Source organism: Inquilinus limosus (assembly GCF_002195995.1).
In the GTDB taxonomy this organism is placed as follows: domain Bacteria; phylum Pseudomonadota; class Alphaproteobacteria; order DSM-16000; family Inquilinaceae; genus Inquilinus; species Inquilinus limosus_C.
Map to the genome: position 1 here is coordinate 1 of NZ_NHON01000149.1, position 10,452 is coordinate 10,452.

The 10,452-nt window shown below is 72.7% G+C and carries 8 protein-coding genes; all 8 read left to right on the forward strand.

The annotated features are described in order from the left end of the window. Nucleotides 1-99 precede the first annotated feature (99 nt). Nucleotides 100-816, forward strand: a complete 717-nt coding sequence (gene tagH, locus BWR60_RS34240) for a type VI secretion system-associated FHA domain protein TagH (protein ID WP_088157525.1) — start codon at nucleotides 100-102, stop codon at nucleotides 814-816. 104 nt (nucleotides 817-920) lie between these two features. Beyond that, nucleotides 921-1,382: a type VI secretion system lipoprotein TssJ gene (tssJ, locus tag BWR60_RS34245; protein ID WP_179222066.1), complete on the forward strand. Its 462-nt coding sequence runs from the start codon at nucleotides 921-923 to the stop codon at nucleotides 1,380-1,382. 6 nt (nucleotides 1,383-1,388) lie between these two features. Next, the gene (gene tssK, locus BWR60_RS34250) at nucleotides 1,389-2,732 is read left to right on the forward strand and encodes a type VI secretion system baseplate subunit TssK (protein ID WP_088157529.1); all 1,344 of its coding nucleotides are present in this window, start codon (nucleotides 1,389-1,391) and stop codon (nucleotides 2,730-2,732) included. A 3-nt stretch (nucleotides 2,733-2,735) separates the two neighbouring features. Next, complete coding sequence (gene icmH, locus BWR60_RS34255) at nucleotides 2,736-4,139, forward strand: type IVB secretion system protein IcmH/DotU (RefSeq protein WP_088157531.1); 1,404 nt, start codon at nucleotides 2,736-2,738, stop codon at nucleotides 4,137-4,139. Between the two features lie 24 nt (nucleotides 4,140-4,163). Further along, nucleotides 4,164-7,805: a type VI secretion system membrane subunit TssM gene (gene tssM, locus BWR60_RS34260; RefSeq protein WP_088157533.1), complete on the forward strand. Its 3,642-nt coding sequence runs from the start codon at nucleotides 4,164-4,166 to the stop codon at nucleotides 7,803-7,805. Further along, complete coding sequence (gene tagF / locus BWR60_RS34265) at nucleotides 7,787-8,485, forward strand: type VI secretion system-associated protein TagF (protein WP_088157535.1); 699 nt, start codon at nucleotides 7,787-7,789, stop codon at nucleotides 8,483-8,485. The genes tssM and tagF overlap by 19 nt, the downstream gene beginning before the upstream one ends. Next, nucleotides 8,482-9,249, forward strand: coding sequence for a PP2C family protein-serine/threonine phosphatase (locus BWR60_RS34270; RefSeq protein WP_088157537.1), 768 nt, complete (start codon nucleotides 8,482-8,484; stop codon nucleotides 9,247-9,249). Before tagF ends, BWR60_RS34270 begins: the two co-directional genes overlap by 4 nt. Next, nucleotides 9,246-10,452 (forward strand): serine/threonine-protein kinase (locus BWR60_RS34275; protein WP_230983271.1); only part of this gene is annotated, 1,207 nt, incomplete at its 3' end. The genes BWR60_RS34270 and BWR60_RS34275, both read left to right, overlap by 4 nt.

Sequence of the window (10,452 nt, forward strand, 5' to 3'; positions counted from 1 at the left end):
CGGCGATCGCCTCCGCCGGAGTCGCCGAGAATTTCAGCGGGTTGTTGTTGCGCGGCTGGATCGAGGCCCTGCACGCTGGTCCGCACGATCTCGCCGAAGATGGCCGCGATCTCAGGCCCGCGCTCGGCCGGGAAGCGGGTGGGGTCGAGCCCAGCCGCCTCCAGCATCGTCCGCAGCAGGTCGTGGCTCCCGGCCGAGGCCCGGGCGGAGCCGGCCCCCGCACCGCTGCCGGCCGGGAGCCACGACCTGCTGCGGACGATGCTGGAGGCGGCTGGGCTCGACCCCACCCGCTTCCCGGCCGAGCGCGGGCCTGAGATCGCGGCCATCTTCGGCGAGATCGTGCGGACCAGCGTGCAGGGCCTGATCGAGGCGCTGAACGCCCGGTCGGCGCTGAAGGGCGAGTTCCGGATCGAGCGCACCTCGATCCAGCCGCGCAACAACAACCCGCTGAAATTCTCGGCGACTCCGGCGGAGGCGATCGCCGCCATCCTGAACCCGCCTTTGCCCGCCTTCGCCAAGGGGGCGGACGCCATCGCCGAGGGGTTCCACGACCTGCATGAGCACCAGATCGGCACGGTCGGCGGCATGGAGCAGGCGCTGCGCCACCTGCTCGACACGCTCAGCCCGGCGGCGATCGAGGCCGGAACGGCCACCGGCGGACTGGGCGGCGTGCTGCCGGGCGGCCGCAAGGCCAAGCTGTGGGATGCCTATGTCGCGCTGCACCGCCGGACGGCCGAAACGGCGTCGAACAACATCCGCGAGGTCTTCGGCCCGTCCTTCGCGGAAGGCTATGGCAGGCTGAAGGACCGGATCTGAGGCCGCGGGGACGGGAATGGCCGAAGCCCGCCATGATGTGGCCTCGGACTCATGCGCTTGCTACACAGGATCGCAATGCTACGGCCTGCTGGGGAATAGGAAAAATGGGATCACGCAGATTCGCCGGAGCCCTGCTCGCCGCAACCCTGCTGTCGGGCTGCGGCGCCACGGCCCCCACCCCGCGCGACGCGACGGCCACCGTCTCCGCCAGCCCGGACGTCAACCCGGACGCGTCGCATCGGCCGTCGCCTATCGTGGTGCGGATCTATCAGCTGAAGTCGGGCTCGGTCCTGGACCAGTCCGACTATTTCAAGCTGACCAGCGATCCACAGGGCGCGCTGGGCGACACGCTGGTGGCGCATGACCAGGCCCTGGTGACGCCCGGCCAGAGCCGGTCGCTGCCCCTGAAGCTGGATCCCGCCACTCAGGTGATCGGTGTGGTCGCCGGCTTCCGCGACATCGACCATGCCCGCTGGCGCACCTCGGTCGCGGTCGACCCGGCGTCGACCGGCACCGTCGCCATCACCGTCGGCGCCGCCGAGGTCACGGCCAGGGCCGGGGAATAGCCGCTCATGGCCTGGGACAACAAGGTCGTCTGGTCCGAGGGGATGTTCCTGCGGACCCACCACTTCCAGCAATTCGACCGCTATGTCGAGAAGCTGGTGCGCGCGCGGCTGGCCGACCTGATGCCGCATGGCTGGGGCATCGGTGCCCTGACCATCAACCGCGAGCTGCTGACCACCGGCAAGTTCGCGATCACCGCGGCCCATGGCGTGCTGGAGGACGGCACCCCCTTCGGCATCCCGGAGGATGTCGACCACCCGCCGCCGCTGACGGTGCCGGAAGCGACCAAGAACACGATCGTCTACCTGGCGGTGCCGGTGCGCCAGCCGGGCCACCCCGACATCGACCACGCGACGGCCAGCAGCGACACCGCCCGCTACGCCGCCATCGATTTCGAGGCATCGGACGCCAACGCCTATTCGCCGGCGGTGTCCGCGATCCAGGTGGCCCGGCTGCGGCTGCGCTACCTCCTGGAGACGGAGGACCGCTCCGGCTATGTCTGCCTGGGCCTGGCGCGGATCATCGAGGTCCGGTCGGACCGGTCGATCGTGCTGGACGACAAGTACATCCCGCCCAGCCTGACCTGCCAGGCCTCGGCCGGCCTGTCGGGCTTCGTCTCCGAGGTGCTGGGCCTGCTGCATCATCGCGGCGAGGCGCTGGCCGGCCGGGTCAACGCCTCCGGCACCCAGGGCGTGGCCGAGGTGGCGGATTTCCTGCTGCTGCAGCTGGTCAACCGGGCCGAGCCGGTGATGGCCCATTTCGCCGTCACCCCCGGCATCCATCCGGAGCGGCTGTACGCCGCCATGCTGGAGCTGGCGGGCGAGCTGGCCAGCTTCACCGGCCGGGACAAGCGGCCGGTCGCCTTCCCGCCCTATCGCCATGACGACCTGCAGCGCTGCTTCCAGGCAGTGATGATCGAGCTGCGACAGTCGCTGTCGGCGGTGCTGGAGCAGAGCGCCATCCCGATCCCGCTGGAGGAGCGGCGCTACGGCATCCGGGTGGCGCCGATCGCCGACCGGTCGCTGCTGGACCAGGCCGCCTTCATCCTGGCGGTGCGCGCCGACGCCTCGGCCGACGCCCTGCGCCGCCACTTCCCGTCGCAGATCAAGATCGGGCCGGTCGAGCAGATCCGGAACCTGGTGAACGCGGCCCTGCCCGGCATCACCATCCGCCCGCTTCCGGTCGCGCCGCGGCAGCTGCCCTACCATCCCGGCGTGATCTATTTCGAGATGGACCGCACCGGCCGGTTCTGGGAGGAGCTGAAATCCTCCGGCGGCATGGCCGTGCACGTCGCCGGCGAGTTCCCGAACCTGCAGCTGGAGTGCTGGGCGATCAAGGCCCCCCAAGGATAGCCGATGGCCGAAGACGATCCCTTCGCCGACCCGAAGGACGGTGACCGCACCGTCATCCGCCCCCGCCCCGGCGGGGCCCGGCCCGCCGCCGTGGTCGGGGAAGGACAGGAGGGCGACGGCACCATCGCGCCGCGCGTCGTCGCCCCCCGGTCGCGCCTGGCCGCCGGCCTGCCGGACGGCCCGGCCGGCGTGGTGCCGCTGGCGCCGACCGGCCTGAACGCCGTCACCCAGGCGGCCGCGCCGCTGCTGGCCCTGGCCGTGCGGCTGAAGAACCGGGCGGTGCATCGCGACGTGCCGCTGCTGCGCGAGCGCGTGGTCGCCGAGATCCGCAGCTTCGAGCGCACCGCCCTGGCCGCCGGCGCCTCGGCCGAGGCGATCCGCGCCGCCCGCTACGGCCTGTGCGCCACGATCGACGACCTGGTGCTGAACACGCCCTGGGGCAGCCAGAGCCTGTGGACCAAGCAGTCCATGGTCTCGACCTTCTACAACGAGACCTGGGGCGGCGAGCGCTTCTTCGACATCCTCGACCACCTGATGAAGGATCCCGAGCGGACGCTGGAGATCCTCGAGCTGTACTATGTCTGCCTGTCGCTCGGCTTCGAGGGCCGCTACCGCGTCGATGCGCGGGGCCCGGCGAAGCTGGCGGAGATCCGGGATTCGCTGTACCGCGCCATCCGCCGCCTGCGCGGCGAGCGCGAGGCCGCCCTGTCGCCGCACTGGAAGGGCGTCGTGGCCGAGCGGCGCGCCCTCGGCCGCATCGTCCCGCTCTGGGTCATCGGGGCCGCGACCGGCGCCGTCCTGGTCGCCGCCTTCTTCACCTTCCGCTGGTTCCTCGACGCGGCGCTGGACCCGGCCATGGCCGCTGCGGCGAGCGCCCCGCCGCAGGGCCCGGTGGTGATCGAGCGGACGACCCCGGTCGAGCCGCCGGCGCCGCCCCCGCCGCCGAAGGTGGTGGTCGAGAGCTCCGGCGTCCGCCTGAAGAAGTTCCTGGAGCCCGAGATCAAGGAGGGCCTGGTCACGGTGACCGAGGACCAGCAGTCGGTCCGGGTCCGGATCAACGGCAGCGACCTGTTCGCCTCGGCCAGCGACGCGGTGACCCCGAAGCGCCTGTCGATCCTGAACCGCATCGGCGAGGCGCTGAAGACCGAGCCCGGCCAGGTGGTGATCGAGGGCCACACCGACAGCCAGAAGATCCGGAGCGCGCGCTTCGGCTCGAACATCGAGCTGTCGCTGGCCCGGGCCAACAGCGTGAAGGGGATCTTCGAGAAGATCGTCGGCACCGGCCGCTTCTCCGTCGAGGCCAAGGGCGACACGGAACCGCTGGTGACGCCGGACACCACGCCCGAGGCGCGCGCGCAGAACCGCCGCGTCGAGGTCATCCTGATCAAGCCGACCGGCGGCGGCTGACGCCCGGGCGAACGACGAGAGCCGATGCGCAAGATCCTCTCCATCCTGACGGCACGCTGGTTCGTCACCCTGATCGGGGTGCTGCTGCTGGCCGCCATTGTGTGGTTCGTCGGACCCCTTTTCGCCTTCGCCGACGCCCGGCCGCTGGAAAGCGAGCTGGTGCGTGTGGCGGTGATCGCGGCGCTGCTGGTGATCTGGGCCTTCGCCGTGGCCTGGTCGATCGTCCGCAGCCGCAACGCCAATGCGCGGCTGGTCGACGACATGGCGCAGGAAGCCGCCAGCCCCGGCGAGGCGGCGGAGGAGGAGATCGAGACCATCCGCGGCCGCCTGACCGAGGCGCTGGCGGTCCTGAAGAACACGCGGCTGGGCAAGAAGGGTGGCCGCCGCTGGCTGTACGAGCTGCCCTGGTACATCCTGATCGGGCCGCCCGGTGCCGGGAAGACCACGGCGCTGGTGAACTCCGGCGTCGACTTCCCGCTGGCCGAGCGCACCGGCCAGGGCCGTGACGCCATCCGCGGCATCGGCGGCACCCGGAACTGCGACTGGTGGTTCACCAACGAGGCGGTGCTGATCGACACCGCCGGCCGCTACACCACCCAGGACAGCCATGCCGCCCGCGACGCCGCCGCCTGGAAGGGCTTCCTCGGCCTGCTCAAGCGCAACCGGCCGCGGCAGCCGATCAACGGCGCGCTGATCTGCGTCAGCATCTCCGACCTCGCCATCATGCCCGAGGCCGAGCGGTCGGCCCATGCCCGCGCCGTGCGGCAGCGGCTGCAGGAGCTGAGCGACGAGCTGGGCGTCCGCTTCCCGGTCTATGTGCTGTTCACCAAGGCCGACCTGCTGGCCGGCTTCAGCGAGTTCTTCGACGACCTGGACCGCGAGGCGCGCGAGCAGGTCTGGGGCATCAGCTTCGCCTTCGACGAGGGCAAGGGCGAACAGGGCGCGGTCACCGGGTTCCTGAAGGAGTTCGACCGGCTGGTCGACCGGCTGAACGAGCGGGTGGTCACCCGGCTGCACCAGGAGCCGGACATCCGCAACCGCAGCCTGATCTACGGCTTCCCGGCCCAGGTCGCGTCGCTGCGCGAGCCGCTGGACGAGTTCCTGGCCGAGGCGTTCCGGCCCAGCCGCTACGACAGCCGCCCGCTGCTGCGCGGCGCCTATCTGACCAGCGGCACGCAGGAGGGCACGCCGTTCGACCGGCTGATGGGCGCCATGGCCCAGTCCTTCGGGCTGGACCGGCAGCAGATGGCCCCGCCCCAGGGCCGCGGCCGCAGCTATTTCCTGACCGACCTGCTGCGGCGGGTGGTCTTCGCCGAGGCGCATATCGTCTCGACCAACCCCAAGGTGGAGCGCCGGCTGCGCTGGGTGCGCTGGGGCGCGACCACCGCGGCCCTGCTGGTGCTGGCCGGCGGCCTGTCCGCCTGGACCGTCAGCTATCTCGGCAACCGGGAGCTGATTTCCTCCGTCCAGTCCGGCCTGAACGACTACGGCGCCAAGCTGGGCGACGCGGTCGGGCCGGTCCGCAACGCCGACCTGGCGACGGTGCTGCCGGCGCTGGACCTGCTGCGGGCGATGCCGACCGGCTATGACCGGCGGAACGACGACGTGCCGGTCGCAATGCAGTTCGGCCTGTACCAGGGCGACGTGCTGTCCCAGGGCACCGTCCCCTCCTACCGCCGCGCGCTGAACACGCTGCTGCTGCCGCGGCTGGTGGTGCGGCTCGAAGACATCCTGCGCGGGGTCAAGGCGCCGTCGAACCTCGCCTATGTCGCGCTGAAATCGTACCTGATGCTGGGCGGCCGGGCGCCGGAGATCGACCGCGACACCATCCTGGCCTGGCTCAAGGTCGACCTGGACCAGCGCTATCCCGGCGCCGACAACGCGCCGCACCGCCAGGCGATCCTCGACCACACCGCGGCGCTGCTGGAGCGGCCGATCACCGTGGTCGGCATCGACGGCAAGCTGGTCGACCAGGCCCGCCGCATCCTGGGCGCCGCGCCGCCGGCGGAGAGCGCGTACAAGATGCTGCTGTCGGACCCCGCGGTGGCGGCGCTGCCGGAATGGACCATCGGCGCTAATGGTGGGCCCGAGGCGAGCCGGGTGCTGGCCCGCCCCTCTGGCAAGGGCCTGGGCGAGGGCATCCCCGGGGTCTATACCTATCGCGGCTTCCACGAGACCGTCCTGGCCGGCCTGGAGCACGCGGCCCGGATGGTGGCGTCCGAGCGCTGGGTGGTGGATCCCCAGGCGCCGCCGGGGGACCCGGACGATGCGGCCATCGCCCGGATCGCCGGCGACGCGCTGCAGCTGTACTACAATGACTACATCTCCGCCTGGAACGGGCTGCTGGCCGACGTCCAGATCGTGCCGTTCCAGAGCCAGGACCACGCGATCGAGACCCTGAACATCCTGTCGGGGCCCAGCTCCCCCCTCGCGACCCTGCTGCGCGCGGCGGCGAAGGAGACCGACCTGGCGGCAGCGCCGCCCGAGCCCGCCGCTGGCGCCGCGCCGGCCGGGCTGACCGACGGCCAGAAGGCCGCCGCCGGCATGGCCGCCGACGAGGCCACGGCCGCGGCGCAGCGGGCGCTGGGCCCGGCCGGGCGGCTGGCGACGCTGCTGGCGCAGGACTATGCCAAGACCCGGCTGGGCGGCGGCGCCACTGCCGCCGACGCCCCGGCGCCGGGCGCCTATGTCTCGGACCGGTTCCGCGACCTCCGCGCCTTCGTCGAGGGGCCGAACGGCGGCGCGTCGCCGCTGGACGACATGATCCGGACGATGGCCGACATCTATCGCCAGATGACCCGCAGCGCCATGGCGCCCGGCGCCGGCGGCGCCGCGGCCAACGCCGAGCTGGCGGGCCTGGCGCAGCAGCTGACGGCGTCGGCCGGCCGTGCGCCCGAGGTGATGCGCGGCTGGGCCAACCAGATCTCGCAGGCCACGTCGGAGGCCACGATCGGCGGCGCCCGGCGCGGGCTCAACGCCGACTGGAACACGACCGGCCGGCCGCTGTGCCAGGCGGCGCTGGGCGGCCGCTACCCCTTCGCCCGCGGCAGCAGGCAGGATGTGAAGCTGGACGATTTCGGCCGCCTGTTCGCCCCCGGCGGGCTGATCGACGGGTTCTTCACCAAGAACCTGGCCCAGTATGTCGACACCTCGCGCAGCCCGTGGCGCTGGACCAAGCTGAACAATGTCGATCTCGGCATCAGCGACGGCACGCTGGCGCAGTTCGAGAAGGCCGCGCGCATCCGCGACGCCTTCTTCCCGCAGGGCGGCACCCAGCCCAGCGTCGGGCTGGAGATCCAGCCGGTCGACCTGTCGGCCAACGCCGCGAACGTCCTGCTCGACATCAACGGCCAGGTCATCAGCTACGACCACGGCCCGCAGCAGACCGCGGCCCTGCGCTGGCCGGGCACCGGCGCCAACCAGGCGCGGGTGTCGTTCACCGGCGAGACCGGCACGCCGCTGGGCGGCATCAGCCAGGACGGCCCCTGGGCGCTGTTCCGGCTGATCGACCAGTCGCGGGTCGGCGGCGCCTCGGCCAGCGACCGGTTCCGCTTCACCGTGTCGGCCGGCGGCGCCAGCGCCACCTTCGAGGTCCGCACCGGCAGCGTCCTCAACCCCTTCACCCTGCCGCAGCTGAGGGATTTCCAATGCCCGCAGGCGTTCTGACCGAGGGCCGGGACCACCCGGGCTTCTTCGGCAAGCTGCCCTGGCTGGGGGATTTCGTCACCCGCGGGCTGCCGGTCAGCTTCGTGACGCCGTGGGACGGGTGGCTGCAGGCCGGCATGGCGGCGACCCGGGACGGGCTGGGCGAGGCCTGGCTGGACCGCTTCCTGACCGCCCCGATCTGGCGCTTCCTGCTGCCGGCGGGCTGCGCCGGCCCGGCCATGGCCGGGGTGCTGATGCCCAGCGTCGACCGCGTCGGGCGCTATTTCCCGCTGACGCTGGCGATCGCGCTCGACACCGATCCCCCGGCCGAGGCGCCGCTGACGGCGGCCCCCTGGTTCGAGGGGCTGGAGGCGGCGGCGCTGGCGGCGCTGGACGAGGCCGTCGGCCCCGAGGCGTGGGAGGAGTCGGTGTTCCGCCTGCAGCCACCGCCGCTGGCCGATGCCGACGCCATCGTCCCGATCGACCAGGGCTGGCAGGCCCATCCGTTGACGGACGGGCCGTCGCTCGGCACCGCCGGCCTGAGGCTGGGCGGCTACGGCGCCGCCGCCGGCCGGTCGCGGTTCTGGACCAACCCCAGCCATGGCGGCTGGTACCTGACCGGGGACGGCCTACCGCCGGCCTCGATCTGGCCGCAGGCCTTCATGGGGCCGCCGGCCGCCGCGGAGGATGCCGTACGGTGAACCGGCTGCGCTTCCTCTCGATCGGCCTGACCGATGCCGGCGCGGTCCGGCGGCTCAACGAGGACGCCTTCCTGTCCCGGCCGGAGATCGGGCTGTGGGCCGTGGCCGACGGCATGGGCGGCCACAGCCATGGCGACGAGGCCAGCCGCATGGTGGTGGACACCCTGGCCCGGGTGCGGCCGCCCGAGTCCGGCAGCGGCTTCATCCAGGAGGTGCGGTCGCGGCTGATCGCGGCCCATCAGGCCATTCACGCCAGGGCGGAGCGGCAGGGGGCGACCATCGGCGCCACCGCCGTCGTGCTGATGATCTATGCCGACCGCTTCGTCTGCCTTTGGGCGGGCGACAGCCGGCTGTACCTGCTGCGCAACCGCCAGCTGTGGCAGATCACCCGCGACCACTCCTATGTCCAGGAGCTGGTCGACAGCGGCGTGCTGTCGCCCGAGGCGGCGCTGACCCACCCCCAGGCGAATGTGATCACCCGGGCGATCGGCGCGGCCCAGGCGCTGGAGCTGGACATGGAGCGCAGCGCCGTGCGCGACGGCGACGTCTTCCTGCTGTGCAGCGACGGGCTGACCAAGGTGGTGACCGACGCGGAGATCGCCAACCTGCTGGACCGGCTGCCGCCCGACCAGGCGGCCCGCAGCCTGATCAACCTGGCGCTCGGCCGCGGCGCGCCCGACAACGTCACGGTGGTGGCGCTGGCCTGCACCGACGATGACGACCTGACGGTGCCGCCCGGCCGGATCAACGGGGTGCGGCTGTGAGCGGCGCGCCGGACATGCCGCCGCCCGGGCCAGACGATGATCCGGCGCCGGACGCCACCCGCCTGCGGACCGGCCGGACGGATGCGCCCGTCTCCCCCCGGTCCGGGCGGCCGCGGGGGGAGCCGGCGGCGGGGCTGACGCCGGGCACGCTGATCCTGCACACCTACCGCGTCGTGCGGCTGATCAACCGCGGCGGCATGGGCGAGATCTACCAGGCCGAGCACGCCGACCAGAAGACCCAGCACGCCATCAAGATCATCCTGCCGGAGCTGGTGGGCGACGAGTCGATCGCCACGCTGTTCCTGCGCGAGGCCGAGGCGCTGCGGAAGATCCGGCACGACGCGATCGTCGGCTATGACGGCCTGTTCCGCGACGAGACCGGCCGGCTGCACCTGGTGATGGAGTATGTCGAGGGCCCGTCGCTGCGCGACCGCATCGGCCAGGGGCCGCTGGCGCCGGAGGAGGTCGGGCGGCTGCGCGACCGGCTGGCCGCCGGCCTGGCCGAGGCGCATGACCGCGGCATCTTCCACCGCGACGTCTCGCCGGACAACATCATCCTCGAGCATGGCGCGCTGGACCGCGCCAAGGTGATCGATTTCGGCATCGCCAAGCTGGCGGACACCAACACCCAGACCATCATCGGCGAGGGCTTCGCCGGCAAGATGACCTGGGCGTCGCCGGAGCAGGCCGGCCTGTTCGGCGGGCAGGTCGACGGCCGGTCGGACATCTACAGCCTGGGCCTGGTCCTGGCGGCGGCGGCGCGCGGCCGCCCGCTGGAGATGGGCCGGACGATGATGGCCACGATCGAGGCCCGGAAGACGGTGCCGGCGCTGGAGGGCGTGCCCGCCAGCCTGGCCGGGCAGATCCGGCTGATGCTGGCCCCCGACCCGCTCGACCGGCCGCATTCGATGCGCAGCCTGATCGCGCCGCCGGTCGCGGTCGACGCCGCCCCGCCGCCCCGGCCGCGCGGCTCGTCCCGATCGTGGCTCTGGGCGGCCGCGGCCCCGATCGTCATCGCCATCGGCGGCGGCGCCTGGTGGGTGGCCCGGCATCCGGAGATCCTGCCCGGCTTCGATCACCCGGCTCCGCCCACCGGAGGCGGCGATCCGACCACCGGCGGCACCACCACCGTCCCACCGCCGCCCGCCGGCGGGACCACAACCTCGCCGCCCCCGCCGCCGGCGGGCGGCGGTGGGACGGTGG

Coding starts and splice junctions, on each gene's coding strand:
- tagH (WP_088157525.1), top strand. CDS start 100: ATGGCCGCGATCTCAGGCCCGCGCTCGGCCGGGAAGCGGGTGGGGTCG.
- tssJ (WP_179222066.1), top strand. CDS start 921: ATGGGATCACGCAGATTCGCCGGAGCCCTGCTCGCCGCAACCCTGCTG.
- tssK (WP_088157529.1), top strand. CDS start 1,389: ATGGCCTGGGACAACAAGGTCGTCTGGTCCGAGGGGATGTTCCTGCGG.
- icmH (WP_088157531.1), top strand. CDS start 2,736: ATGGCCGAAGACGATCCCTTCGCCGACCCGAAGGACGGTGACCGCACC.
- tssM (WP_088157533.1), top strand. CDS start 4,164: ATGCGCAAGATCCTCTCCATCCTGACGGCACGCTGGTTCGTCACCCTG.
- tagF (WP_088157535.1), top strand. CDS start 7,787: ATGCCCGCAGGCGTTCTGACCGAGGGCCGGGACCACCCGGGCTTCTTC.